This is a genomic window from Streptomyces sp. AM 4-1-1 (assembly GCF_029167625.1).
Lineage (GTDB): Bacteria > Actinomycetota > Actinomycetes > Streptomycetales > Streptomycetaceae > Streptomyces.
The window spans coordinates 5011639-5037535 of the sequence record NZ_CP119145.1 but is presented as its reverse complement, the minus strand read 5'-3'; the positions used below and the strand labels follow the sequence as shown (position 1 = coordinate 5037535).

At 73.5% G+C, this 25897-nt stretch carries 24 protein-coding genes; 8 read left to right on the top strand and 16 right to left on the bottom strand.

The genetic code is table 11. The features are described from left to right. Window positions 1-23: 23 nt before the first annotated feature. Window positions 24-689 (top strand): O-methyltransferase, encoded by a 666-nt coding sequence (locus tag PZB75_RS21480; RefSeq protein WP_275536923.1) that lies wholly within the window; start codon window positions 24-26, stop codon window positions 687-689. A gap of 300 nt (window positions 690-989) precedes the next feature. Here PZB75_RS21480 and PZB75_RS21475 read toward each other — a convergent pair whose 3' ends face one another. Beyond that, window positions 990-1157: a DUF3117 domain-containing protein gene (locus PZB75_RS21475; protein ID WP_003966491.1), complete on the bottom strand. Its 168-nt coding sequence runs from the start codon at window positions 1155-1157 to the stop codon at window positions 990-992. A 340-nt stretch (window positions 1158-1497) separates the two neighbouring features. Here PZB75_RS21475 and PZB75_RS21470 point away from each other — a divergent pair, with 340 nt between their 5' ends. After that, entirely contained in the window at window positions 1498-2319 is an 822-nt protein-coding gene (locus PZB75_RS21470) for an enoyl-CoA hydratase-related protein (RefSeq protein WP_275536922.1), read from the top strand. A 191-nt stretch (window positions 2320-2510) separates the two neighbouring features. On the opposite strand, the gene PZB75_RS21465 is transcribed toward PZB75_RS21470, so the two are convergent. Both PZB75_RS21465 and PZB75_RS21460 read right to left on the bottom strand, forming a co-directional pair. Further along, window positions 2511-3107, bottom strand: a complete 597-nt coding sequence (locus tag PZB75_RS21465; protein ID WP_275536921.1) for a DNA-3-methyladenine glycosylase I — start codon at window positions 3105-3107, stop codon at window positions 2511-2513. Beyond that, entirely contained in the window at window positions 3104-3604 is a 501-nt protein-coding gene (locus PZB75_RS21460) for a cell division protein DivIVA (protein ID WP_275536920.1), read from the bottom strand. Before PZB75_RS21460 ends, PZB75_RS21465 begins: the two co-directional genes overlap by 4 nt. A gap of 130 nt (window positions 3605-3734) precedes the next feature. Between PZB75_RS21460 and folP the strand changes: the two genes are divergently transcribed. After that, window positions 3735-4607, top strand: a complete 873-nt coding sequence (folP, locus tag PZB75_RS21455; protein WP_275536919.1) for a dihydropteroate synthase — start codon at window positions 3735-3737, stop codon at window positions 4605-4607. 153 nt (window positions 4608-4760) lie between these two features. Here folP and PZB75_RS21450 read toward each other — a convergent pair whose 3' ends face one another. Together PZB75_RS21450 and dapE are read right to left on the bottom strand one after the other, a co-directional pair. Continuing rightward, window positions 4761-5510, bottom strand: coding sequence for a TIGR00730 family Rossman fold protein (locus PZB75_RS21450; protein WP_275536918.1), 750 nt, complete (start codon window positions 5508-5510; stop codon window positions 4761-4763). Window positions 5511-5595: 85 nt separating this feature from the next. Next, window positions 5596-6675: a succinyl-diaminopimelate desuccinylase gene (gene dapE / locus PZB75_RS21445; RefSeq protein ID WP_275536917.1), complete on the bottom strand. Its 1080-nt coding sequence runs from the start codon at window positions 6673-6675 to the stop codon at window positions 5596-5598. Window positions 6676-6767: 92 nt separating this feature from the next. Between dapE and PZB75_RS21440 the strand changes: the two genes are divergently transcribed. Together PZB75_RS21440 and PZB75_RS21435 are read left to right on the top strand one after the other, a co-directional pair. Beyond that, window positions 6768-7871 carry a hypothetical protein gene (locus tag PZB75_RS21440; protein ID WP_275536916.1) on the top strand — a complete coding sequence of 368 codons (1104 nt, stop codon included), beginning with the start codon at window positions 6768-6770 and terminating at the stop codon, window positions 7869-7871. Window positions 7872-8158: 287 nt separating this feature from the next. Continuing rightward, window positions 8159-8560, top strand: a complete 402-nt coding sequence (locus PZB75_RS21435; protein WP_275536915.1) for an ATP-binding protein — start codon at window positions 8159-8161, stop codon at window positions 8558-8560. A 414-nt stretch (window positions 8561-8974) separates the two neighbouring features. Here PZB75_RS21435 and dapC read toward each other — a convergent pair whose 3' ends face one another. Both dapC and fdxA read right to left on the bottom strand, forming a co-directional pair. Further along, window positions 8975-10081 carry a succinyldiaminopimelate transaminase gene (dapC, locus tag PZB75_RS21430; RefSeq protein ID WP_275536914.1) on the bottom strand — a complete coding sequence of 369 codons (1107 nt, stop codon included), beginning with the start codon at window positions 10079-10081 and terminating at the stop codon, window positions 8975-8977. Window positions 10082-10197: 116 nt separating this feature from the next. Then, window positions 10198-10518 carry a ferredoxin gene (gene fdxA, locus PZB75_RS21425; protein ID WP_014048159.1) on the bottom strand — a complete coding sequence of 107 codons (321 nt, stop codon included), beginning with the start codon at window positions 10516-10518 and terminating at the stop codon, window positions 10198-10200. A gap of 117 nt (window positions 10519-10635) precedes the next feature. Here fdxA and PZB75_RS21420 point away from each other — a divergent pair, with 117 nt between their 5' ends. After that, window positions 10636-11652 carry a GNAT family N-acetyltransferase gene (locus tag PZB75_RS21420; protein ID WP_275536913.1) on the top strand — a complete coding sequence of 339 codons (1017 nt, stop codon included), beginning with the start codon at window positions 10636-10638 and terminating at the stop codon, window positions 11650-11652. Continuing rightward, a complete protein-coding gene (locus PZB75_RS21415) occupies window positions 11649-12731 on the top strand; it encodes a tetratricopeptide repeat protein (protein WP_275536912.1) in 1083 nt (360 codons plus the stop codon). Before PZB75_RS21420 ends, PZB75_RS21415 begins: the two co-directional genes overlap by 4 nt. 288 nt (window positions 12732-13019) lie before the next feature. Here PZB75_RS21415 and PZB75_RS21410 read toward each other — a convergent pair whose 3' ends face one another. Further along, the gene (locus tag PZB75_RS21410) at window positions 13020-15389 is read right to left on the bottom strand and encodes a helicase (protein WP_275536911.1); all 2370 of its coding nucleotides are present in this window, start codon (window positions 15387-15389) and stop codon (window positions 13020-13022) included. A gap of 176 nt (window positions 15390-15565) precedes the next feature. Continuing rightward, window positions 15566-16069, bottom strand: a complete 504-nt coding sequence (locus PZB75_RS21405) for a MarR family transcriptional regulator (protein WP_275536910.1) — start codon at window positions 16067-16069, stop codon at window positions 15566-15568. A 98-nt stretch (window positions 16070-16167) separates the two neighbouring features. Between PZB75_RS21405 and PZB75_RS21400 the strand changes: the two genes are divergently transcribed. Then, window positions 16168-17655 carry an MFS transporter gene (locus PZB75_RS21400; protein WP_275536909.1) on the top strand — a complete coding sequence of 496 codons (1488 nt, stop codon included), beginning with the start codon at window positions 16168-16170 and terminating at the stop codon, window positions 17653-17655. An 84-nt stretch (window positions 17656-17739) separates the two neighbouring features. Here the strand turns inward: PZB75_RS21400 and PZB75_RS21395 are convergent, their stop codons facing one another. The 7 genes from PZB75_RS21395 to mshB form a co-directional block, all read right to left on the bottom strand. Continuing rightward, complete coding sequence (locus tag PZB75_RS21395) at window positions 17740-18351, bottom strand: response regulator transcription factor (protein ID WP_275536908.1); 612 nt, start codon at window positions 18349-18351, stop codon at window positions 17740-17742. A gap of 53 nt (window positions 18352-18404) precedes the next feature. Further along, entirely contained in the window at window positions 18405-19580 is a 1176-nt protein-coding gene (locus tag PZB75_RS21390) for a histidine kinase (protein ID WP_275536907.1), read from the bottom strand. Next, on the bottom strand, window positions 19577-20332 hold the full coding sequence (locus PZB75_RS21385; RefSeq protein WP_275536906.1) for an ABC transporter permease: 756 nt from the start codon (window positions 20330-20332) through the stop codon (window positions 19577-19579). The genes PZB75_RS21390 and PZB75_RS21385 overlap by 4 nt, the downstream gene beginning before the upstream one ends. Beyond that, entirely contained in the window at window positions 20329-21264 is a 936-nt protein-coding gene (locus tag PZB75_RS21380; protein WP_275536905.1) for an ABC transporter ATP-binding protein, read from the bottom strand. Before PZB75_RS21380 ends, PZB75_RS21385 begins: the two co-directional genes overlap by 4 nt. A gap of 172 nt (window positions 21265-21436) precedes the next feature. Continuing rightward, window positions 21437-23767 (bottom strand): hypothetical protein, encoded by a 2331-nt coding sequence (locus tag PZB75_RS21375; RefSeq protein WP_275536904.1) that lies wholly within the window; start codon window positions 23765-23767, stop codon window positions 21437-21439. A 430-nt stretch (window positions 23768-24197) separates the two neighbouring features. After that, window positions 24198-24647 carry a DUF6113 family protein gene (locus PZB75_RS21370; protein ID WP_275536903.1) on the bottom strand — a complete coding sequence of 150 codons (450 nt, stop codon included), beginning with the start codon at window positions 24645-24647 and terminating at the stop codon, window positions 24198-24200. Beyond that, window positions 24644-25753: an N-acetyl-1-D-myo-inositol-2-amino-2-deoxy-alpha-D-glucopyranoside deacetylase gene (gene mshB, locus PZB75_RS21365; RefSeq protein WP_275536902.1), complete on the bottom strand. Its 1110-nt coding sequence runs from the start codon at window positions 25751-25753 to the stop codon at window positions 24644-24646. The genes PZB75_RS21370 and mshB overlap by 4 nt, the downstream gene beginning before the upstream one ends. Window positions 25754-25897 lie beyond the last annotated feature (144 nt).

Here is a 25897-nt window from a genome sequence, read left to right as displayed (position 1 = left end):
GGGTCCAGCGGATACAGTCACCGTTGCGCCAACTACGGGGACAGGAGAGGGTCATTACCGCCAACCGGCAGACGAGCTGGGCATTCGCCGACGCCTTTGTCCCCGAGGACGAAGCACTGCGCTGGGCCAGGGACCGGGCCGAGGACGCAGGGCTTCGCTCGGTGTCCCCCGGGACCGGGGCCGCGCTGCGCCTGCTCGCTGCCACCGCGGACGCCAAAGCGGTGGCCGAGATCGGCACCGGGACCGGCGTCTCCGGCATCTATCTGCTGCACGGGATGCGGCCGGACGGCGTGCTGACCACGGTCGACCCGGAACCCGAGTGCCAGCAGATCGCCCGCGAGGCGTTCCGGGCGGCGGGGTTCGCCGCGAACCGGGCCCGCTTCATCCCCGGACGCGCCCTGGACGTACTGCCCAGGCTCGCCGACGGCGGCTACGACCTGGTCTTCTGCGACGGCGACCGCATGGAGAGCCTCGACTGCCTCGCTGAATCGTTGCGGCTGCTGCGACCGGGCGGGCTGGTCTGCTTCGAGGGTGTCTTCGCCGACGGCCGTACGGTCGACTCCGCCGCCCAGCCCGCCGAGGTGCTGCGACTGCGTGAGCTGCTGCGGGCCGTGCGCGAGAGCCAGGAGCTGATGGCGACGCTGCTGCCGGTGGGGGACGGGCTGCTCTGCGCCGTGCGGCTCGGCTGACCGCACCGCACCGCCCGGCCCGACGCCCGCACCCGCACCCGCACCCGCACCCGCACCCGCACCACGCCCACGCGGCCGGAGCGTCCGCGAATCCCCCGCATTCCCCGCATTCCCCGCATTCCCCGCCCCGAGCGTCCCGGCCGGCTCGGGCGCGTCCCTGGTATCCCGGGCAGCGCGGGCATCAGTGACGCGGAACACACACCGTGTCCCGCGATCCCGACGTTCCCGTACCCCCGGAGAACGCCTCTGCCCCGGCACGGGTTACCGTGCCGGGGCAGAGCTGGAAGGTGGGCGCCTGTGTCAGCCGACGACCTTCTTGAGGGCATCGCCGAGTGCGTCGGCCTCGTCCGGAGTCAGCTCCACGACAAGCCGACCGCCGCCTTCGAGCGGAACGCGCATGACGATGCCCCGCCCCTCCTTTGTCACCTCGAGCGGGCCGTCGCCCGTCCGCGGCTTCATGGCCGCCATGCTCGTTCCCCTTCCTGAAACCAGCTCATCGCAACCGGCGGCCCCATGACAGGCGCTGTGTCACCGGCGTCGAACACGTTGCTTCGATGTCATTATCCCGCATCAAAGACCCCAATGACCAACATCGCTCTGCATCGCTTGCGCAACGCGCTCTCTCAAAACCACCCAATTCGGCGATCCGGCTGCGATACTGCGTCGTTTCACCGCCCTCGATGGGGTCCATTTATTTGACGCAGGTCACATGTTCGGCCCTGGTGGGTCTCCGACATGCTTGCCTGGACAGGCAACCGCCGGAGTCGTGGAACGAGCCGCTGAACCAGCGGCGAAAGGGGGCATCACCATGGCCGACCAGCCGGCAGGGACCGCGCTCACCGTGCTCTACGAAGTGAGTGACGGACTCGCGACGATCACGCTCAACCGTCCTGACGCGATGAACGCCCTGAACACCGAGGCCAAGGTCGCCCTCCGGGACGCGCTGACCGCCGCCGCGGCCGACGACGCCGTGCACGCGGTGCTGCTCACCGCGACCGGGCGGGCGTTCTGCGTCGGCCAGGACCTCAAGGAGCACATCGCCACTCTGAACGCGGTCCGGGACGCGGGCTCCGGCAACGCGCTCAGCACCGTGCGCGAGCACTACAACCCCATCGTGCGGGCCATCGCGGGGATGCCGAAGCCCGTGGTGGCGGGGGTCAACGGTGTGGCGGCCGGGGCCGGGTTCGGTTTCGCGCTCGCCGCGGACCACCGGGTGGTCGCGGACACGGCGACGTTCAACACGTCGTTCGCCGGTGTCGCCCTCACCGCCGACTCGGGGGTCTCCTGGACCCTCCCCCGGCTGATCGGGCGGAGCCGGGCCGCCGATCTGCTGCTGTTCCCCCGCTCGGTCCCGGCGCGGGAGGCGTACGAGCTGGGCATCGCGAACAAGGTGGTGCCCGCCGCCGAGCTCGCCGCGGAGGCCCTGTCCGTGGCCCGCACCCTGGCCGCGGGCCCGACGGTGGCGTACGCGGCGCTGAAGGAGTCCCTGGCGTACGGCGCCGGGCACACGCTGAGCGAGGCACTGGACAAGGAGGAGGAGGGCCAGACCAGGGCGGGCGCGTCGCAGGACCACGCCATCGCCGTGCGGGCGTTCCTGGACAAGGAGCGGCCGAAGTACCTCGGCAGCTGAGCGGGGAGCAGGTGACGGGCGCGGGCGGTGGAAGGCCGGGGGCGGGGCCCTCGGGGCCGTCGTCCGATGAAGGGACGCCGGGGCCGGGCGCGGGGACCAGAGGTCCGTCAGCGCCCTGGGGCCGGGGAACCGTCCCCGCGACCGCCCCAGCACGTCGGAGGTCCCCCACCCGACCGCCTACCGGGCTGCTGCTACCGCTCCCCGCCGCGCGCCACGCAGTCCACGAGATGGTCGTCGACCAGGCCGCATGCCTGCATCAGGGCGTAGGCCGTGGTGGGCCCGACGAACCGGATGCCGCGCCTCTTGAGCTCCTTGGCGAGCGCCGTGGACTCCGGGGTGACGGCGGGCACGTCGCTCAGGGTGCGCGGGGCCGGGCGGGTCGCCGGATCGGGGGCGTACGACCAGATCAGCGCCTCCAGCTCACCGGCCGGCCAGTCGGCGAGCACCTTGGCGTTCGCCAGGGTCGCGTCGATCTTCGCCCGGTTACGGATGATCCCGGCGTCGCCCAGGAGGCGTTCCCGGTCGGCCTCGGTGAACTTCGCCACCACGGGGATCGCGAACCCGGCGAACGCCGTGCGGAACCCCTCGCGGCGGCGCAGGATCGTCAGCCAGGACAGCCCGGACTGGAACGCCTCCAGACAGAGCCGTTCGAAGAGGGCGTCGTCGCCGTGGACCGGACGGCCCCATTCGGTGTCGTGATAGACGAGGTAGTCCTCGGTGGCCAGCCCCCACGGACAGCGCGGACCACCGTCGGCTGCGGGCTCGGCACGCCTCTCGGGAGCGCTCACCGTCCCGCCTCCTCGTCCACGGAAGACCCCTCGCCCCCGGGACGGTCCCCGTCCCCTGCCCGCTCCCCGTCCCCGTCCCCAGGGGCGTTCTCCCCCGCCGGAGGTTCCTCGGCGGCGGTCCGCTCTTCAGGACCCTCCGTCCGTGGGTCCGGTGCCCCGGCCGGCTTGAACAGGCTCGGCCCGGCCACCGCCGTGGCCTGGACCCCGGCGAGCACCGACTCCAGCTCCGCGATCCTGGCGTCCCGCTCGGCGAGCTCGGCGCCCAGCCTGCCCAGCGCCTCGTCGACGTCGACCATGCGGTATCCCCGGGCCGCGACCGGGAGCCGCAGCGCCTCGACGTCCGCGCGTCCGACCGGCCGGTTCTCCGGCAGCGGATCGACCAGTTGCTCGGGAGCGACGTCCTGGAGGACGGCACTCCTGCCTCCGCCGACCACCGCGAGAGTGACCGCGGCCACCACCACCACCATCGTGAGCAGCAAGAACCAGAACACGCGCATCTCCCCGGGAGCGGAAACCTGACCGTGTCCGATCGTGCCATGCGGGACCGACGGTTAGGGTCTTTCGTTCGGCCTGGACGAAAGACCCTGGGGTCTCAGGCTCAGCCGACCTACTGAGGAGGAACAAGGGATGCGAAGCGGTGCGCTCAGGCTCGGGCGCCGGGAATTCGGGGAGCACGAGCCGGTGATCATGGCGATCGTGAACCGGACCCCGGACTCCTTCTACGACCAGGGCGCGACCTTCCGGGACGAGCCCGCGCTCGCCCGGGTCGAGCGGGCGGTCGCGGAGGGGGCCGCGATCATCGACATCGGCGGGGTGAAGGCGGGCCCCGGCGAGGAGGTGTCCGCGCGGGAGGAGATCCGGCGCACGGCCGGGTTCGTCGCCGAGGTGCGCCGCCGTCACCCGGACGTGGTGATCAGCGTCGACACCTGGCGGCACGATGTCGGCGAGGCGGTCTGCGAGGCCGGGGCGGACGTGCTGAACGACGCCTGGGGCGGTGTCGACCCGAAGCTCGCGGAGGTCGCCGCGCGGCACGGCGCCGGGCTGGTCTGCACCCACGCGGGCGGCGCCGAACCCCGGACCAGACCGCACCGGGTCGCGTACGACGACGTCATGGCGGACATCCTGCGGTTGACGGTCGGGCTGGCCGAACGCGCCGTGGGACTGGGGGTCCGCCCGGACGGCGTCATGATCGACCCCGGCCATGACTTCGGGAAGAACACCCGGCACTCGCTGGAGGCGACCCGCAGGCTCACCGAGATGACGGAGACCGGCTGGCCGGTCCTGGTCTCGCTGTCCAACAAGGACTTCGTCGGTGAGACCCTCGACAGGCCGGTCAAGGAGCGGCTGCTGGGCACCCTGGCGACGACCGCCGTCTCGGCCTGGCTCGGCGCGCGGGTCTACCGGGTCCACGAGGTGGCGGAGACCCGGCAGGTGCTGGACATGGTGGCGTCGATCGCGGGACACCGTGAGCCGGCGGTGGCACGCCGGGGCCTGGCGTAGGAAGCCGGGGCCAGCAACCGACGACCGGGAGGCTGGTGCGGGAGCCGGGTGCGGGAGTACGGCGACGGGGTCGCCCCGGGCGTCCCGCACCTCGCGGCCCCCGTCCCGTACGGGTACGGCTCCGGGCCGGCCGTGTCGGTGCCGGGAGCGGTACTACCCCTCGACCTCCTTGGACACCAGCCGTACCGCCTCTTCCACGTCGTCCGTCACGTGGAACAGCAGCAGATCGCGCTCGGACGCCTTCCCCTGGGCCACCACGGTGTCCCGCAGCCAGTCGACCAGCCCGCCCCAGTACCGGCTGCCGAACAGCACGATCGGGAAGCTCGTCACCTTGCCGGTCTGGACGAGGGTCATCGCCTCGAAGAGTTCGTCCAGGGTGCCGAGCCCGCCCGGCAGCACCACGAACCCCTGGGCGTACTTCACGAACATCGTCTTGCGGACGAAGAAGTAGCGGAAGTTGACCCCGATGTCGACATGCGGGTTGAGCCCCGACTCGAAGGGCAGCTCGATACCGAGGCCGACGGAGACGCCGTCCGCCTCGCGCGCCCCCTTGTTCGCCGCCTCCATCGCGCCGGGGCCACCGCCCGTGATCACCGCGAAACCGGCCTTGACGAGGCCCTTGCCGATCTGGACGCCCGCCTCGTACTCCGGCCCGTCGGCCGGGGTGCGGGCCGATCCGAAGACGCTGATCGCTCTGGGGAGTTCGGCGAGGGCTCCGAACCCCTCCACGAACTCCGACTGGATGCGCATGACCCGCCAGGGGTCCGTGTGCACCCACTCGGAGTCGCCCTCGGTGTCCAGCAGCCGCTGGTCCGTGGTGCCGGGCTGTACCTGGTCCCTGCGGCGCAGTACCGGACCGAGCCGCTGCTCCTCGGGGACCGGCAATCCCTCTGGGTTGCTCATGACCTGCTCCCTCCGCCGACGTTCACTGTCCGGTCAGCGTAGATCCACAGAGGCGACGGGCGGGACAACACGGGGCGTACGTGGGTCAGCCGGTGAGCCAGGAGCGGAGCCGGTCCTCGCACCGGACGATCCGGTCGACCACCACGTGCTCGTCCCGCTTGTGCGCGAAGAGCGGGTCGCCGGGCCCGTAGTTCACCGCGGGCACCCCGAGGGAACCGAAGCGTGAGACGTCCGTCCAGCCGAACTTGGGCCGGGCCGTGCCGCCGACCGCGTCCATGAACGCCTTCGCCGCCGGGTGCGAGAGGCCGGGCATGGCCGCCCCCGAGTGGTCGTCGACGGTGAACTCGACGACTCCGCAGTCCGCGAACACCTCCCGGACATGGGCGAGCGCGTCCTCCGCGGCGCGGTCCGGCGCGTAGCGGTAGTTGATCACCACGGTGCAGGCGTCGGGGATGACGTTGTTGGCGACGCCGCCCTCGATCCGTACCGCGTTGAGCCCCTCGCGGTACTCAAGGCCGTCGATGACCGGCCGGCGCGGCTCGTACGCGGCGAGGCGGGCCAGGATCGGGGCGGCGGCGTGGATCGCGTTGGACCCCATCCAGCCGCGCGCGGAGTGCGCCCGCTCGCCCTCGGTGCGCAGCAGCACCCGCAGGGTGCCCTGGCAGCCGCCCTCGACCTGGGCGTCGGACCCTTCGAGGAGCACGGCGAAGTCGCCCTCCAGCCAGTCCGGGTGGGCGTCGGCGATGTGCCCGAGGCCGTTGAGGTGCGCGGCGACCTCCTCGTTGTCGTAGAAGACGAACGTGAGGTCGCGGTTGGGCTCGGGGACCGTGGCGGCGATCCGGAGCTGGACGGCGACACCCGACTTCATGTCAGTGGTCCCACAGCCCCACAGGACACCGTTGTCGTCGAGCCGGGACGGCAGGTTGTCGGCGATCGGCACGGTGTCGATGTGTCCGGCCAGCACGACACGCTCGGCGCGCCCCAGATCCGTACGGGCCACGACGTTGTTGCCGTGCCGGTCGACGGTCAGGTGCGGGAGGGCTCGCAGGGCGTCCTCGATCGCGTCGGCGAGGACTTTCTCGTTCCCGCTGACTGACGGGAGATCGACCAGCCGGGCGGTGAGCGCCGGGCCGTCCAGGGTGAGGTCAAGCGTGCTATCGGCCATGGTCACGACCCTAAGGGGTGTCCCGTGACCCCCGGCGGGCGGGCGACGAGCGGAACGCCCTCCCGGCCGAGCGCTCAAGTACGGTGGGGCCCGTGCCCAGGACCGCGCATTCAGCCCCCCGCCGCGGCCGCCTCCTCCGCACCGCGGCGGCCTTCGTCGTGCTCCTCGCGCTGGTGGGGTATCTGACCGTGCAGTACATCACCGGGAGCGGGGGCACCCAGGGCTGTGTCGTGCGGGCCACCGGCTCGGACGGTGACGGCCGTACGTACCGGATGAGTACCGAGCAGGCCGCGAACGCCGCGACGATCTCCGCGGTCGGCACCACGCGCGGGATGCCCGAGCGGGCGGTCACGATCGCGCTGGCGACCGCGATCCAGGAGTCCGGACTGCGCAACATCCGGCACGGCGACCGGGATTCCCTGGGCCTCTTCCAGCAGCGTCCGTCGCAGGGCTGGGGGGACGCGAAGCAGATCCTGGACCCGGTGTACTCCGCGGGGAGGTTCTACGAACGGCTGGCCGAGATCCCCGGTTACTCCCGGCTGCCGCTGACCGCCGCCGCGCAGCGCGTCCAGCGCAGCGGATTCCCGCAGGCGTACGCGAAGCACGAGCCGGACGCCGCGCTGCTGGCCGCCGCGCTGACCGGGCGGGTGCCCGCCGCGCTGACGTGCGCCCCGTCGGACGGGACGATCACGGGCCCGGGGGATGTGGCGAAGGTACGGGCGGCGCTGGTGCGCGACTTCGGCAAGGGAGTGCTGCCCGGGACGAGGACGGCGGCGGTCGGCGACGGCCCGGCTGCCGGCACGCCCACGGGACCGGCCTCCGGGCCGACCGGCGCGACGACCGGTGCCGAGGACACGCACAGCTCCTCGGACGTGGTTCCCCCGGACGCCCTGGACGTGCCGGTGCGGGCGCCCGCGCGCGGCGGCGCCGAGGCCGAGCAGCGCGGGTGGGAACTCGCGCACTGGGCGGTCGCGCGGGCCGAGGCGTTGCGGATCGACCGGGTCAGCTACGCGGGCCGGGTGTGGGACGCCGGGTCCGGCTGGCGGGCGGAGCCCGACAGCGCCGGGAATCGCGAGGAGTCCGCGAGCCTCGGAAATGGCGAAGACCCCAAGAACCCCGAGAACCCCGAGAACCCCGAGAACCCCGAAAAATCGAACACCGGCACCGCCGAGGTCCGGATACAGCTCGTGCGGTAGTACGAACAGTCCCCTGTACGGGCCATTCGGCCGTCCGGACGGCCCTCACCGCACGATGCCCCGAAAATCGCCGGAGAACGCGCCGATTTCCTTGTGCGCAAAGGGAAGTGACGGCCCATCGGGTTTTTGCGGAATGCAATGTTTGCCCGGGTTCTTCCACTGCGGATTATGTGACGCATTACCCACTCTTTACGTCGGCGCCCCGCAACCTCCCCCGGCCCACAAGCGGTTGTCATGGCGTCCGGTCACCCGGGCAGACAGTTTCCTCACCCCGTCGAAGGAGCATCATGTCCCTCCCCCTGACCCGTCGGATCGCCCGCGCCGCACTGCTGATCGCGGCGGGCGCCACGCCCGTGCTGGGTGCGGCCGGCGCGGCGGGTGCCGCGGAGCTGCCGCAGGCACCGGACCTCGGCGCTGTGACCGCGCTGGACGGCGCCGGGCTCGGCAACACCATCGACGGAGCGTCGACGCAGAGCACGCAGGCCGTGGGCGAGACCGGCGGCAGGCTCGTCGGCACGGCCGTCCCGGCCGCCGGCAAGACCGTCGGCAAGGCGGGCGCCAAGGTGGCCCCCGCCGCCCAGAAGACCGTCGGGCAGGCGGCCGGCGGTGCCGGAGAGCTCGTCGGCGGCGCCGCCAAGGGCGGTCTGCCGATCGGTGGACTGCCGACGCAGGGCCTGCCGATCGGCTGACGCCACGACCGGCATCACGGCTGATTCCACGACCGGTGCGACGGCCGACGTGTTGGGTCGACGACGGGCCGGCGCGCGTGGCCGTGGGAAGGCCGGGAGGGGCCCCGGGGTGCACCCCGGGGCCCCTCCCGCATGTCCGCGTATGTCCGCCGTACGGCCGCGCGTGGCCGGCGTGACGGGGACGGCGTGCCGACGTGACGGGGACCGCGTCACGTGGTCGACGAGGCCGCCCACTCGCGAGCGGCGGGCGCGTGTCCGCCGTGAGGACGGCGTGACGCGTGACGCGCACCACCGTTCCCGCAGTCCCCGACCGGCCCGCACCGCCCCCGCGCCGTCCCCGCACCGGCTCACCCCGCGACCGCCCACCGACCGGCCGTTCCGCCTCCGCCGGGAATGCCCGGCCGCCCCGCCCCCTCAGGAAAGCCGCTCGACCGCCGCCGCCACCCGTTCGTCCGTCGCCGTGACGGCCACCCGCACGAACCGGTCACCGGCCGGTCCGTAGAAGTCGCCCGGCGCCACCAGGATTCCGAGCCCGGCCAGATGGGCCACGGAGTCCCAGCACGGTTCGTCGCGCGTCGCCCACAGGTACAGACCGGCCTCGCTGTGCTCGATCCGGAAGCCATGGGCCTCCAGCGCCGCGCGCAGGGCCGTCCGCCGGGCCGCGTACCGGGCCCGCTGCTCCGCCACGTGCGTGTCGTCACCGAGCGCCACGACCGTGGCCGCCTGGACCGGCGCGGGTGTGATCATCCCGCCGTGCTTGCGGATCAGCAGCAGCTCGGCGAGCACGGCCGCGTCGCCCGCGATGAACGCCGCGCGGTACCCGGCGAGGTTTGAGCGCTTGGACAGCGAGTGGACGGCGACGACGCCCTCGTACGTACCCCCGCAGACGTCCGGGTGCAGCACGGAGACCGGTTCGGCGTCCCAGCCCAGCTCCAGGTAGCACTCGTCGCTGAAGACCAGCACCCCGTGCTCGCGTGCCCAGGCGACCACCCGGATCAGCTCGTCCCTGGGCAGGACCCGGCCGGTCGGGTTGGACGGCGAGTTGAGCCAGAGCAGCTTCAGCCCGGCCGGGTCGAGATCGGTCGGATCGTCGTACGCCACCGGCTCGGCGCCGCAGAGCCGCGCGCCGACCTCGTACGTCGGGTACGCGAGCCGGGGGTACGCCACCCGGTCGCCCGCGCCGAGGCCGAGCTGGGTCGGCAGCCAGGCCACCAGCTCCTTGGAGCCGACGACCGGCAGGACGTTCTCGTGCGCCACCGCGACCGCGCCCAGGCGCCGCTCCACCCAGCCGGTGAGGGCGTTCCGCAGCTCGGCGGTGCCCCAGACCGCCGGATAGCCGGGGCTGTCCGCCGCGGCGACGAGCGCCCGCCGGATCAGCTCGGGCACCGGGTCGACGGGCGTACCGACGGACAGGTCCACGATGCCGCCCGGGTGGGCGGAGGCCGTCGACTTGTACGACGTGAGCCGGTCCCAGGGAAAGACCGGGAGGCGGGAGGAGACTGCTGCGGACACGGATTTCACTCTTTCGTTCAGGGCAGGGCCGTCCGGCGCCACGATGACGCGCGCGCCGGGAAACGACTCGGTCCCGCACGGGGACGAGCCGTACGGGACCGGGCGGCGCACGTGCCGACCGCTACCTACTGGTTCTGCGGCGGCAGTGCGGCGACGAACGGGTGGTCGCGCTCGATGAGACCCAGCTTGGAGGCACCACCGGGCGAGCCGAGGTCGTCGAAGAACTCGACGTTCGCCTTGTAGTAGTCCTTCCACTCCTCCGGGGTGTCGTCCTCGTAGAAGATCGCCTCGACCGGGCAGACCGGTTCGCAGGCTCCACAGTCGACGCACTCGTCCGGGTGGATGTACAAGGACCGCTGGCCCTCATAGATGCAGTCGACGGGGCACTCTTCGATGCAGGCCTTGTCCTTTACGTCGACACAAGGCTGCGCGATGACGTAGGTCACGCTGTCGTTCCTCCTCGGTAGGGCGTTGGCTCTCGCGCGGGAGCGCGGCGTCGTCGATGCCCGCCCCTAGTATCTCCGTTCCCGGGCATGAACCGAACAGGAGGGGCGGACAGAGCTGTGGAATTCACCATCGGCGGACGGCTTGAGGTCCGAATTACACCTGCTGACGTGGGCAAACGGGTATCAGTCCGGCGCCGCTCGAACACTGACGGAGCGTCCGCGCAATTCACCGACACGGTCGGCGTTCTCACATCGTGGGATCATGGTGTGCTCTCCATCACACCCAGGAGCGGAGTGGCGGTCCGGATCGGGGAATCCGCGCTCGTGGCGGGGAAAGTGGTCCCGGCCGCGCCGGCCAGGCGCCGTGGCCCCGCCGCCTCCTTCCCGGAGCTCGCCCGGGTCTCCGCCCGCGCCTGGCCGCCCGTGGAGAGCGAGCCGCTGGGCGACTGGCTGCTGCGCGCCGCCGGAGGGTTCACCCGGCGGGCCAACTCGGTCCTGCCGCTCGGCGATCCGGGTACGCCGCTGGACGACGCGCTGACGCGGGTGCGGCGGTGGTACGCGGACCGGGGGCTGCCCCCGTACATCCAGGCCACCACCGGGGCCGAGGGCGCCCAGGAGCGGCTGTGCGCGGAGCTGGAGCGGCGCGGCTGGCGGCGCGAGGTGTCGGCGGAGCTGCGGATCGCCGCGCTGGCGCCGATCGGTGATCTGGCGGCGGAGGTGTCCGGGGTGCGGCTGAGCCGGGAGGCCGACGCGGGGTGGCTGTCGCGGTACCAGCGCCTCACCTCCTCGGGGGCGTCCGGTCCGCCTGGACCGCAGGTGCTGGAAGTGCTGGCCGGTGGCCCCTCGGTGTGGTTCGCGTCCGTGCCGGGCGAGCGCCCGGACGAGCCGCCCGCGGCGATCGGCCGGTGTGTGGTGGACGGGCGCTGGGCCGGGTTCATGGCCGTCGAGGTGGCTCCCACGCACCGGCGCCGTGGGCTGGCCACCACGGTGATGACCGCGCTGGCCCGCCGGGCCCTGGACGAGGGCGCCTCGGCGGCCTGGCTCCAGGTGGAGGCGGACAACGCGGGCGCGCGCGCCCTGTACACGGGCATGGACTTCACGGTCCACCACCACTACCACCACTTCCGCCCGTGACGGCCGGGGGCGGGAGCGGAGGCGGCGCCGGGGCAACCGGGAGCGGAGGCGGCGCCGGAGGTGGGTACGGAAACGGTGACCGGGACGGAGACGGCGCCGGGACGGGAAGCGGGAGCGGGACGGGAAGCGGGAGCGGGACGGGGGCCGGAGGCGGCAGCCGGGGCGGGGGCGGCCGGGGCGGGGGCGGCCGGGGCGGGACCGGGAGGGGGGCCGGAGGCGGCAGCCGGGCCGGGGACGGCCGGGACGGCTTCCTCGCGCGGTTCGCCGAGGAGGCGCGGTCCGACCAGCCCGACCTCGCGCTGCTCTGTCTGCTGATGGGCGCGGTGGCCGATCCCACGCTCGGTCAGGACGGCATCGACGCCGCGCAGATCGAGCTGGACCGGCTGGCGGGGCTGCTGCCGTACGCGCCGCGCGGGACCGCCCCCGGGGCGCGGGCCGCCCGCGCCTGGGCGACGGCCCTGGCCGAGCTGCTGGGTGAACGCTGCGGTTTCGAAGGCTCGGCCGAGGACTACCGCCGGCTGGACTCGTCGCTGCTGCACCGGGTGCTGCGGCGTCGGCGGGGACTGCCGATCCTGCTGTCGGTGGTCTGGATCGAGGTCGCCCGGCGAGCCGGGGCACGGGTGTACGGCGTGGGGCTGCCCGGCCATTTCGTGGTCGGTTTCGGTGATCCGGCGGACCGGGTGCTGGCCGATCCGTTTCACAGCGGCAGGCCGCTGTCCGAGGAGGACGCGGAGCTGCTGGTGGCGGGCGCGACCGGTGAGGCGGTGACCCGGTCGCTGCCGGCGCCCGCGCGACCGCTGGAGGTCGTGCTGCGCGTCCTGAACAACGTACGGGCCTGGGCGGCGGCCCACCCCGAGCGGACGGACGTGGCGCTGTGGGCCGTGGAGCTGTCGCTGCTGCTGCCCGCGCATCCCGCGCGGCTGCGGTACGAGCGGGCCCAGCTCCTCGTGGCGCAGGGCGACTTCCTGCGGGGCGCGGCGGAGATGGAGCGGTACGCGGAGGTCGTGGAACCGGTCGAGCCGACGGCCGCGGAGGTGATCCGCCACCACGCGCGGGCCGCCCGCGCCCGCCTCAACTGACGCGCCGGACCGGAAGCCGCCCCGTCCCGGCGACCGCACGTTCCCCGGTCCACCACCACACACGGACACCCTGGCCCACCCCAACTGACGCGCCACGAACCGAAGGACACCCGGCCCCGGCGACCCCACGTTCCCCGATCCACCACCACACGCGAGCCACCCCCGCCCGCACCAACTGACGCGCCACGGACCGGAAGTCGCCCCGCCCCGGCGACCGCACGTTCCCCGGTCCACCACCACCCGCGAGCCACCCCCGCCCGCCCCAGCCGACGCGCCACGGACCAGGGATCACCCGGTCCCGGCGACCGCGCGCTCCAGTACGGCGGGGGCCGGGCCCCGGTGGACGATGCCCAGGCGCCGGGTCGCGCGGGTCAGGGCCACGTACAGGTCGTTGAGGCCGCGTGCCGAGCCGTCGATGATGCCGGCCGGGTCCGCGACCAGCACCGAGTCGAACTCCAGCCCCTTCGTCTGGCGTACGCCCAGGACCACGACCCGCCGCTCCAGGTCGGGCTCGGCCCCGTACACGGCCCCCGGGACGGCTTCGGCGACAGCCGCGCCCAGTTCGGCCAGGCGGCCGTCGGGGACGATCACCGCGAGCCGTCCCTCGTCGAGCGACGCCGCCTCCTTCGCGGTCGCCTCCGCGAGGGCGCGGGCCTCGTCGTCGGTGCGCAGCCGCCAGGGTGCGACGCCCGTCTCCCGTACGGACCGCGGCGGTTCCAGGCCGGGCCCGAGCGCGGCGAGCAGATCGGTGGTGGCCGCCATGATCTCGGCGGGCGTGCGGTAGTTGACGCTGAGCGTCACCTGCCGCCACCGGTCGCCGACGTGCGGTCCGAGCGCGGACGCCCACGACGTGGCACCCGCCGCGTCACCGGTCTGCGCGACATCGCCGACCAGGGTCATCGAGCGGGTCGGGCAGCGCCGCATCAGCAGCCGCCACGCCATCTGGGACAGCTCCTGTGCCTCGTCGACGATGATGTGCCCGAAGACCCAGCTCCGGTCGGCGAAGGCCCGTTCGGCGACCGTCAGGGCGGTGCGTTCCTCGTGCCGGTCGGCGAGCGTGCCCGCGTCCACCATCGCGACCAGGCGACCCTCGTCGTCCTCTCCGTCCTCGTCCCCGGTGGCGAGGTCCAGGACGCCCTGCGCGTACGCGACGTTCTCGGCCCGCTCCGCCGCGGCGGCGGCCTCCTCGGCCCGGGTGTCACGGCCGAGGAGTTCGGCGGCCTCGTCGAGCAGCGGGACATCGGCCGCGGTCCATCCGTCGCCGGTCCGGTGCAGCAGGTCCCGCTCACGCGGGGTGAGTCCGGGCGCCGACGCGGCCAGGAGGTCCGGGCGCGCGTACAGGTCGGCGAGCAGCCGGGGGGCGGTGAGCGGCGGCCACAGCTCGTCGAGCGCGGCCCGTACGTCGGCGTCGGCGGTGAGCAGTCGCCGCGCGTCGGCGACGTCCTGCGCGTCGGTGCGGTCCCGTCCGGCCGCCGAGTCGTCGTCGCCGAGCAGCCCCGGGAGCGCGTCGAGGTCGGCCCGTACGGCCCGGTCGAGGTCCGCGTCGGCCAGCACCTGGGCGATCTCCCGCTCCAGCCGGTCGGCGAGGTCGCGGGTCGCGGCGACGGACCGCCGGGCGAGTTCGGTGACGATCTCGCGCCGGAAGACGGGCGCGGCCTGGTTGTGCGGCAGCCGGGTCGCCCGCGCGGTGTCGGCGGCACGCACGCACGTGTCGTGGTCGAGCCGGACCGTGCCGCCGTCGAACTCGACCTCGATGCCCCGGCCGCTCGGTACCTGTCGGGCGCGTACCGCCGCCGCGATCACGTCGGCCATCGCGGTCCGGCCCTTGAGTTCGGCGGTCTCGGGCGGTTCGGCGCGGTCGGCGGTGACGCCCGGGTACAGCTCGCCGACGGTGGACAGCAGCACGCTGTTCTCGCCGAGACCGGGCAGCACCTGCCCGATGTACCCGATGAAGGTCGGGTTGGGGCCGACCACCAGGACACCGCGCGCCGTCAGCCGCTGGTGGGTGTAGAGGAGGTAGGCGGCGCGGTGCAGCGCGACCGCGGTCTTCCCGGTGCCGGGACCGCCCTGCACGACGAGCACCCCGCGGTGGTCGGCGCGGATGACGGCGTCCTGCTCGGCCTGGAGGGTGGCGACGATGTCGTGCATCCTGCCGGTGCGCCCGGCGCCCAGCGAGGCGAGCAGGGCGGCCTCGCCGGTGAGTTCGGCGGCCGGGACGCCGTCCGCGTCCAGCAGTTCGTCGTCGATCCGGACGACCCGGTCGCCGCGGGTGGCGATGTGACGCCGCCTGCGGACGCCGTGCGGGGCGGCCGGTGTGGCCACGTAGAACGGGCGGGCGGCGGGGGCCCGCCAGTCCAGCAGCAGCGGGTCGTCGTCGGGGGACTCGGCGGGCAGCCCGACGCGTCCGATGTAGTACCGGTCGCCGGTACGCAGGTCGAGCCGCCCGAAGCAGAGGCCGTTGCGCGCGGCGTCGTACCTGGCCACCTGGGCGGCGTAGCGGGTGGCCGCCGCCTCGCGTTCCAGTCGGCCCTGCCGGGTGCCGCCGGTCTCCCGCAGGACGGCGGCCAGTTGGTGGTGTGCGTCCTCGCGCAGGGCTTCCGCGCGGGCCTGAAGCGTGTCGAGATGGTCCTGCTCGTATGCGATCTCACTGCTGGACAACGGTGTACTGACTCCCTGCGGGCGCGGTGGTGGGCGGCAGCCAAGGGTGCCGCACATCGCGCCGGAACGGGAGTCCCGTGACGGCACGACGCCACGGGAACGGCGCGATCGCCTGCCCGCCGTCCCCGCCACCGGCCCGTCACGTGGTGAGGCCGGTTCCCGCGCCGCCTGCCGTCTCAGGGCGGCGTCGCCCGGTCGTAGGCGTCGACGACCCGCCCCAGGAAAGCCGCCACGGTGGCCTGCTCCCGCGGCGTCAGGGCGTCGGCGGCCTCGGCGATGCCGTCGATGAGAGGGGCCACGTGCTGGTGGGCGGCCGATTCCCAGGTGTCGGCGGGGGTGACGATCACCTTGCGGCGGTCGGTGGGGTGCGGCTGCCGGTACGCGTGTCCCCCGGCCACCAGCCGGTCGATCACCAGGGTCGTCGCGGCGGTCGAGGCGTCCAGCCTGCGGGCGAGGTCGGTGGGGGTGGTCGGCCCGACGTTGACGAGGTGGTCCATCACGGCCAGCCCGGCCGCGTCGGCGTGGAGTTGCCGGCCCAGATACCGCTCGAACCGTTGCTGACGCCACGTCAGATTGCGGAGCCGGTCCCGGATGGCACCCGCACCGTCCGGGGCTTCCGTCCCGGACCGGCTCGCGGGCCGGTCCGACGGATGGTCCGAGGAGGGCTCCGACGAAGGCACCGGGGAAGCGTCGGCAGGCCGTTTGACATCCATGGAGCGAAGGATACCCTCGATATCGCCAATAATATTGGTAACCAATGAACTGAGGTAACAGTACGATGAGCACGAACCAGGCCGCCGGACCCCCGTACCGATGGCGATGGCTGATCCTGGTGGTGATGCTCGTCGCGGAGATCATGGATCTGCTCGACGCGTCGATCGTCAACGTCGCCGGGCCCTCGCTGGAGAAGTCGCTGGGGGCGACCCCGGTCGGGCTCCAGTGGGTGATCGGCGGGTACGCGCTCACGCTGGGCGCCGGACTGATCCTGGGCGGCCGGCTCGGCGACCGTTACGGGCGGCGCCGGATGTTCCTGCTCGGCCTCGGCTCGTTCACCGCCACCTCCCTGCTCTGCGCCCTCGCCCCGAACATCGAGTCCCTGATCGCCTTCCGGCTGCTCCAGGGGACCGCCGGGGCGATGCTGCTCCCCCAGGGGCTCGGACTGCTGCGGGAGAACTTCTCCGGCGCCGAGCTGACCAAGGTGTTCGGGATCTTCGGTCCCGTCCTGGGGCTGGGCGGCATCATCGGCCCGGTGCTGGGCGGCGGGCTGATCCAGGGCGACCTCCTCGGGCTCGGCTGGCGGCTGGTGTTCCTGGTCAACCTGCCGATCGGCATCGCCGCGCTGATCGTCGCCGCGAAGTTCGTCCCCAGGAAACAAGGGGACCGCACGGTGGTCGTCGACGGTGTGGGCGCGGCCCTGGTCGCGGCGTCCTGCGCGCTGCTGGTCCTGCCCCTCAACCAGGGACAGGAGTCGGGCTGGCCGCTGTGGACCTGGCTGTGCATGGCCGCGTCGGTCCTCGGGTTCGCGGCCTTCGCCGCGCAGCAGCGTCGTACGGCGGCGGCCGGGCGTGAGCCGCTGGTGACCCCCGCCCTGCTGCGCAAGCCCGCGTTCACCGTGGGACTCGGCGGGATCGCGCTGTTCTTCGGCGGGCTCGTCGGCACCCAGCTCGTGCTGACGCTCTACCTCCAGATCGGCCGGCACTTCACGGCCGGTGAGGCCGGGCTCGGCAACCTGCCACTGGCCCTGGGCACCGCCGTGGGCGGTGCGGTGAGCGGCGCCTTCCTCGCGGACCGGATCGGCCGCGCGGTGCTCCAGATCGGGCCGCTCGTCCAGCTCGCGGGGGCGGCCCTGCTCTGGTCCGAACTGGACGGCTCGCGGTCCTTCTCGATCTGGGACATCGCGCCCGGTGTGGCCGTGTCGGGAATCGGTGCGGGCATGGTCATCGCCGCGCTGTTCAGCTTCATCCTCGCCGCCGTCGACGACGACGAGATCGGCTCGGCCTCCGGAGTGCTGTCCGCCGTGCAGTCCATCGGCGGCTCGATCGGGGTGGCCGTCTTCGGCTCGGTGTTCTTCGCCCGCGCCGAGGACGGCGACTTCGCGACCGGGTTCCGGCACGCGCTGATCGCACAGGCGTGTCTGCTGGTGGCCTTCCTCGCCATCACCTTCCTGCTGCCCAGGAAGGGGCGCCCCGAGGGCGACGAGTTCGCGGACCCGGCGGGGGCCTCCGACGCCCCGGCCACCACCGCGCACGAGGGCGCCACCGTGTGAGAGGAGGGGGCGGACGGACCGCACACGAGGGGCCGGGTCTGCTCCGGCGGCTCCCCGTCCCGGTGTTCCCCGGTCCCCATCCCGCTACAGCCAGCCCTTCTCGCGGGCGATCCGCACCGCCTCCGCCCGGTTGCGGGCGGCCATCTTCTGGATCGCCGTCGAGAGGTAGTTGCGTACCGTCCCCTGCGAGAGGTGCAGCGACCGCGCGATCTCCGCGTTGGTGGAGCCGTCCGCCGCGCTCCGCAGCACCTCGCTCTCGCGGTCGGTCAGCGGGTTCGCCCCGTCCGCGAGGGCGGCGGCCGCCAGGGTGGGGTCGATGACACGCTCCCCGGCGAGCACCCGCCGTACCGCGTCGGCGAGTTGGGCCGCCGGGGCGTCCTTGACCAGGAAGGCGTCCGCGCCCGACTCCATGGCCCGGCGCAGATAGCCGGGGCGGCCGAACGTCGTGACGACGACGACCTTCACCCCGGGCAGCTCGCGGTGGAGCGCGGCGGCGGCCTCGATGCCCGTCATGCCCGGCATCTCGATGTCGAGGAGCGCGACGTCGACCCGGTGCTCACGGGCCGCGTCCAGCACCTCGTCACCACGGGAGACCTGGGCCACCACTTCGATGTCGGGTTCGAGGCCGAGCAGTGCCGCCAGCGCCTCGCGCACCATGGACTGGTCCTCGGCGAGGAGAAGTCTGATCATGCTCATTCCACGGATGGTACTGCCGTGACCGGCGGTGTCCGCCCGGCACGGGACGGTCCTCAGGCCCCGGACGGAGGTTCGCCGGGCGCTGCCGGCACGCGGAGGGTGAGGACGAAGCCCCGGCCCCCGCCGCCCGCCCCGGTCGTGAGCGTGCCGCCGACCGCGCCGAGGCGTTCGGTGAGGCCGGTGAGTCCGTTGCCCGGCGCGGCGCCCACCGCGCCACGCCCGTCGTCGGCCACGGTGAGTTCGGCGACCGGCCCGTCGAGGGTGTGTCGCGGGGCGAGGGTGACCGTGCAGCGCCGCGCGCCACTGTGCCGTACGACGTTGGTGACGGCTTCCCGCAGCCCCCAGGCGAGGACCTCCTCCTGCTTCTCCGGGATGTCCTCCGGGGCCTCGGCCGGGATGTCGGCGGTGATGCCCGCAGCGGCGAACGCCGTACGGGCCCCGGCCAGTTCGCCCGGGAGGGTGGGGCGGCGGTAGCCGGTCACCGCGCCGCGCACGTCGACCAGGGCCTGGCGGCCGACCCGTTCGATGTCGGCGACCTGGAGGGCCGCCCGCTCCGGGTCGTCCGGCAGCATCCGCCCCGCCAGTTCGCTCTTGAGCGTGATCAGCGAGAGGGAGTGGCCCAGCAGGTCGTGCAGATCGCGGGCCAGCCGCAGCCGTTCCTCGTTGGCGGCGAGCTGGGCGACGGTCGCGCGGGCCTCGCGCAGCTCGATCGTCGTACGGACCATCTGCCGTACGCCGATCAGCGCGAACCCGCCGAGGAGGGCGGGGAAGACCAGCGCCGTGATGATCTCGCGGGCGTGTTCGGCGGTCAGGCCGATCCCCACCATCACCGCGGTGATCGCGGGGATCAGCGCCGAGGCCGTACGGGTGGGCAGGGTCGCCCCCGTCGCCACCGACACGTACACGAACAGCACCAGCCACGGCGTGCCGAGCGTCAGGGAGAGAACGACGGCGAGGGCGCAGAGGAACGCCAGCGCTCCGACGACCGGCGGGCGGGTCAGCGCCTTGGAGGTGTGCCGGAAGACCAGGACCAGATAGGCGGCGACGAACGTCACCAGGCCGAGCCCGGCCCACACCCGGACCTCGGTGGTGTGCTCGCCGTCGAACACGTCCTGGACGGGGGCGCCCATGAACGCGAGCCAGATGCCGATCCACAGCAGCTTGGCGAAGAACTGCCGGCGGTCTTCCGGCGGACGCCCGATCGGTACGTACCTCGCGTCGTCGCTCACGCCTTCAAGGTGTCCTTCCGGTAGAGCCAGGCCGCTCCGCCCGCGAAGAGGAGGAAGTAGCCGCAGAGGATCGCGACGTCCTTGGCGTGCGGCGAACCGCCCATCTCGACGGCCTGGCCGAGAGCAGCGTACGCGTGGGTGGGCAGCCATTCGGAGATGTTCCCGAGCCACTGCGGGAAGGCCGCGGTGGGCATCCAGAGACCGCCCAGGATGGACAGCCCGAAGTAGATGATCATCGTGACGGGGCGGACGGCGTCACCACTGGTGACGTAGCCGATGGCCACGCCGAGCGCGGCGAAGACGAGGGAGCCGGCCCAGATGACCCCGGTCAGGGCGAGCCACTGCCAGGCGTCGAACCGCACGCCCTTGACGGTCGCCGCGACGAGGAACACGACCACGATGCAGGGCAGGGTGACGATGGCGGCGCCGGCGATCTTCGACAGGACGTACCCGTGGCTGGGCAGTGCGGTGAGGCGGAGCTGGCGGACCCAGCCCTTCTCGCGCTCCTTGGCGATGCGTTCGCTGTTGCCCATCAGGACGGCGGTCAGGGCGCCGAAGGAGGCCATGGAGACCATGAAGAACGCCTGGATCGAGAGACCGGTGCGCCCGACCGGTTCGGTGGTGTTCTGGGTGCCGGAGATCAGCAGGTAGATCATCGACGGGTAGACGACCGAGAAGAACATGAACTTCTTGTTCCGCAGGGTGCGGGTCACTTCGAGCCTGGTGAGCGCCCACGAAGAGTTGGTGATCATGCGGTCCTGGCCTCCTCGGCCTCGGTGATGGCGACGAAGGCCTGTTCCAGGCCGAGTCCGGACACCTCGATCTCGCGGGGGTAGAGGCCGAGACCGTAGAGGGCGTGGACGGTCGCGTCGGCGTCGTGCGACTGGATACGGACCCGGCCGCCGCCGATGTCCAGGGTGGAGAGAGAGGGCAGCGCGCGCAGGACCGACGCGTCGACCGGGCCGTCCAGCGCGAAGGAGATGTGGCGGGCTCCGGCCTTCGCCTTGATCTCGGCGGCGGTTCCGTCGGCGAGGAGGCGGCCCTTGTGGAGGACGAGGACACGGTCGGCGATCGCGTCGGCCTCTTCGAGGTAGTGGGTGGCGAAGAGGACCGTACGGCCCTGCTCGGCCTGTTCGCGCATGGTGGCCCAGAACGCCTGGCGGGCGGTGACGTCCATGCCGGTGGTCGGCTCGTCGAGGACGATCAGGTCGTTGGCCCCCGCGGTGGCGAGCGCGAACCGCACGCGTTGTTCCTGGCCGCCGGACAGCTTGTCGACCATGCGGCCGGCGATCCGGTCGATGCCCGCGCGGGCCATCACCTCGTCCCTGGGGTACGGCCGGGGGTGCATGGCGCAGACCAGGCCGACGAGTTCCTGGACGGTGACGTTCTCCATCAGCCCGCCGCTCTGGAGCATGGCGCCGACCCGGCCCGCGGCGATGGCGGCCTGCGGGGTGGTGCCGAAGAGCCGGACCGAGCCGGTGTCCGGGGTCCGCAGACCGAGGAGCAGATCCAGGGTGGAGGACTTCCCGGCGCCGTTCGGGCCGAGGAGGGCCACGGTCTCGCCGGGGTGCAGATCGAGGGTGAGGCCGGTCACGGCGCGTACGTCTCCGTACGCCTTGCTGACCTGCGCGAAACTCACCACGGCGGCTTCCGTGGCGGTCGGTGCGGCGGCTGTTGTCGTCATGCGTACAGCCTGGCCGGAAAGGCTGGTCCGGCGGCAGGGTCGCGGGTCGTGCGTCCGGGATGACAGATGTCACGCGGCGGACATGACGCCGCCCCTGACCGGGGTACGGACAGGGGCGGGCGGCTGGTGCGCGGGCGGACGGCCGGTCGCGGTGATCAGCGGCCGGCCGCGGTCACTCGCCTTCGAGCTTGATCGTGACGGTCCGCTCGGCGGGGGTCTTGCCGAGCAGCGCGCTCTGCATCGCGTGGGCCACGTCGTCGGAGCTGAGCTGGTGCTTCTTCCCGTCACCCTTGGTGATCATGACGCCGTCGAAGACACCGTCACAGAGCTCGTCGATCGCCTTCTTGTCGTAGACCTCGACCAGCTTCCCGTCGATCGCCTTCATGGAGAGGATCTTCGGCAGCGACCGGGCGGGACCGAACTGGATCTGCTTGGTCCCGGCCTTGACGGTGATCAGGCCCGACATGGCGGGTTCCGCGAACTCCTTCATCGCCCGGTCCAGTTCGGCCTGGGTGACGGTGGGTTCACGGGTGGCGACCGGCAACTGGACGGTGGACTTGCGGCCGGTCTGAACCTGGGTGCGGTACGCGTCCTTGACCGAGAGCATCGACCGGTCGACGTCCAGCGTCCTGCCGGGTTTGCCCGGCACGGCGACGGCCTTGTCCGGCTCGAACCGGATCGTGCCCTCGTTGGCGGAGCCGGAGACGCCCGCCAGATCGGCGAGCGCGACGCTCAGTTTCTCCTCGTCGACCGGGATCACCGGGTCGGCGACGCGTTCGCCGCCGAAGAGGGAGCCGATCACGGAGACCGGGTTGTAGTCGCTGCCGGCCGCGCCGCGCACGGTCGCCTGACTGTCCAGGCTCAGCCCGGCCTTGTCGGGGACGAGCTGTGCCTGCTTGCCGTCGACGGCGAGCAGGAGCGGGGCGGCGGCCCGCTTGCCGAGGGCCGCGTCGAGCTTGTTGACCGCCTGCTCCTTGGTGCCGCCGCCGATGTCGACGCCGAGGACGGTGGTGCCCTTGGGGACCTCGGAGTGGTTCATCAACAGCCCGGCCCCGTAGGCGATCCCGAGCAGGGTGACGGCGGCGACGGCGAGCAGGACCAGCTTGGAGCGGCCCTTCTTCTTCGCGGGAGCCGCCGGAGCCGCGGGCGCCGGTGCGGTCGCCCGGTCCGGTCCCTCGTCCCCGGGCCGGTCCGGGTGACCGGCTCCGGGAGCGTCCGGGTACGGCGCGGAGGGGTCGGACGGGACGACGGGGACACCGCCGTGGAGGGTGTCACCGGACAGCTGACCGCCGGGGCCGCCGGGACCGGGACCGGACCCCGCGAACTGCGGGGTGAGTACGGCGGTGTCGTCGGACATCCGGGGGGCGCCGGGGGCGAAGGGACCGGAGGCGTGGGCATGCACCTCGGGCCCGGCGTGACCGGGGCCGGGGTGGCCGCCGGGGCCGCCGTTCATCGCGCCGGGGGCGCTGAGGGGATTGGGGCCGCCCGGAGCGCCCGGACCCGCCAACGGGCCGGGACCGGACAGCGGGTTGGGGCCGGTCAACGGGTCGGGACCCGTGCGGGGGCCGGGGTCGCCGCCGTCCGGCCGGCCCTGGGGACCGGGGCGGCCGCCGGGAGCACCCGGCCCGCCCGGACCACCCGGTCCACCGGGACGCGCCTGACCTCCCGGACCCCCGGGGCCTCCCGGACCTCCGGGGCCTGCCTGGCCGCCGGGACCGCCCGGAGCACCCTGGGTGCCCGGACCCGCCTGACCGCCCCGCTGCCCGGGACCTGGCCGTCCGTTCCGACCGGGCTGCCCCTGGCCTCGCGGACCGCCGGGGCCGCCGAAGGTGTCCGGGCCCGACCCGCCACCGTGACCGTTCGCGTCCCGGCCGAAACGGGCCTGGGCGGCGTCGATGTTCGGGGTGAGGGGCGACGCGCCGGTCACCGGGCCCGTGGTGGGGCCGCTCGGGCCCTGGGGACGGGCCCCGGAGTCCGGCACGGGACGGCCCGCGGTCCCCGTCGGGGAGTCGAACTCGTCGAACGCGCTGCGCGGGGCGGCGGAACCGGCCGCACCGTTCCCGGCCGCAGCGTTCCCAGGCCCGTCCGAGAAGTAGGGCAGATCGGCGCGGGGCGCGGCGGGCGCGCCACCACGGCCGGCACCGTTCGCCGAAGTACCCGCACCCGCGCCGTTCGCGGACGCGCTACCACCGGCACCGTTCACACCCGCGCCACCACCCGGACCGGTGCCGTCGCCGGCCGAGGTGCCCGCCGGTGCCTTGCGCGGGGCGAACCAGTCGCCGGTCGGCTTGTCCCTGGCGGGCCTCTCGCCGGCCGTGTCATCGGCCGAGCCGCCGTCCCTGGCGCTCGGTACGGACCCGTTCGGACCCGTACCGTCCGCGACCGCCGGGGCGCCCGGACCCGCCGGGCCCGTACTCCCGTCACGGCCGGGGCCCGCCGGACGCGGGACGCCGCCCGTACGTTCGGCCCCGCCCCGCCGGTCCGCGGCGTCGATGTCGCTCATCGGCGTCCGCATCACGACCGGTGGGATGGGACGCGAGCCCGGGATGTTGATCCGAATCCGCGTCGTCAGCGTCGTCTCGGTCCTCGGCTCCTCGGGCCGCGGCGGTTCCGCGGGTTCCGGGGCCGGCTCCGGGGCGTCCTGCGAGGGGTGCGGCGCCGGATACTGGCGCGATCCGTACGGCGGCGTACCCGACGGGTACGCGGCTCCGCCGCGCCCCTGGGGCCCGGAGGACGAACTGTCAGTTTCACGACTCAAAGCAGGTTCTCCCGATTGGCTCCGCCGCCCGTACTTCCCCCGTGCCGCAGGCCAGGGGACGGCTCGGCGCGCGCACCACCATACTGGCCGCCGCCGACGGACACCTCGCGACGGTGCGGCGCCGGGGCGTGCGCCACGGGGCCGGCGGAGGCGTCCCGGTCATGGACGTGCCACATCAGGTGCCCGCCCGGCCCGTGTTGACGTCCGGCCGTGGCAACCGCGACATCGTGGCACACATCACAGCGATGGCCGCCCCGCCCAGCATGAAGAGCGCCAGACCGAGTTCGTCACCGAACACGTAGTCGCCCTCGGGGCGTCCGCCGAGCAGCACCATGACCGAGACGAGCCAGCCCGCCGCGGGCGTCAGCGCGCCGAACTGCGTGCCGGTGAGCCTGCGTCCGCCGAGGAACAGTCCGGCCGCGGCGGCCAGCGCGAGCAGCAGACCGCCGGGGAACCACGCCGCTTGGACGAGCGCGCCCGCCAGACCGACCAACGCCCCGAGGACGAGGAGGCCCACGTGGGCCGCGATCCGGCCGAAGTCCGGCGGGGCGGCGGGGCCGGTGGGCCGGGCGCCCGTGGGGGGCGCGCCGGCGCTCCGCGCGCGCGGCCTGTCGTCACTGCTCATGTCTGTGCTCCCGGTGCGCCCGAACCGTCCGGCCGATCCCATATCCCCGCCGCACTCGACGCGTCCGTCGCGTGGGCCGCTCCCGGCGCACGCGCCGGGTCCGGCACGTCCGACGCGGAAGGCGCGGAAGGCGCGGGAGGCGCGGAAGGCGCGGAAGGTACGAGTGGCACGGAGGATACGGGTGATACGTCCGCGAAGAGATCGCGTTCCCGCTCACCGGCCGCCGAACCCCCCGCACCCGCCCGGCCGGAACCCCTGGGCCCGCGCACCAGTTGGTACCACTCGGTGGTGAGGACCGGCTGTCCCAGTCCGTTCGAGAGCGCGAAGAACGGCCCGTCCACGGCGATCTGGGTGGCGTGCGCCCGCATGGCGGCGGTCTTGGCCGCCGCGTGGGCCGTTCCGTCGATCTCCGTGGTGATCAGGGAGTCGTCCACCACGCCCGGTACGTCGTCCACGGCGGCGATGCCGGGGAACGCCGCCGGGGCGGCGGCCCGCAGCCGGGCGAAGGCCGCTTCGGCGTCGGAGCGCGGCACCCGGTTCCAGTAGATCTTCGCGATCGTGTGCGGCGCGCCGGAGCCGTCCGGTTCCGGGCCGGGCCGGTGGGCGGGGTCGGCGGCGAGTTCCGCGGCCCGCGTCGCGACGCGATGGGCCTGGATGTGGTCCGGATGCCCGTAACCGCCGTCGGGGTCGTACGTGACGAGGACCTGGGGACGGACCTCACGGATCACCCGTACGAGATGTCCGGCCGCCTCGTCCACGTCGGCGGCCCAGAAGGCTCCGGGCCGGTGGTTCTGTTCGGCGCCCATCATCCCGGAGTCGCGGAACCGGCCGGCCCCGCCCAGGAAGCGGTGGTCGGTGACCCCGAGTTCCCTCATCGCGGCGGCGAGTTCACCGACGCGGTACGGGCCCAGGGTGTCGTCCCGGTCCGCGGCGAGCCGTGCGAGACCGGGCGGGATGACCTCGCCCTCCTCGCCCAGCGTGCACGTCACCAGCGTGATGTGGACGCCCTCGGCCGCGTACCTGGCCATGGTGGCGCCGTTGTTGATCGACTCGTCGTCGGGGTGCGCGTGCACCAGAAGCAGACGACGGGCGGGAAGGTCCGTCATGGGACCACCCTACGAGCAGCCCGGCCCGCGCGACGGCCCGCACACCCGTCCCGCCCGTCACGCCCCGCCTCGGACCCGTCCGTCCGTCACCTCCTCGGCCGCTCCGGTGAGCGCCGGGGCCGAGTGCCGGAAGACGGGTGCCCG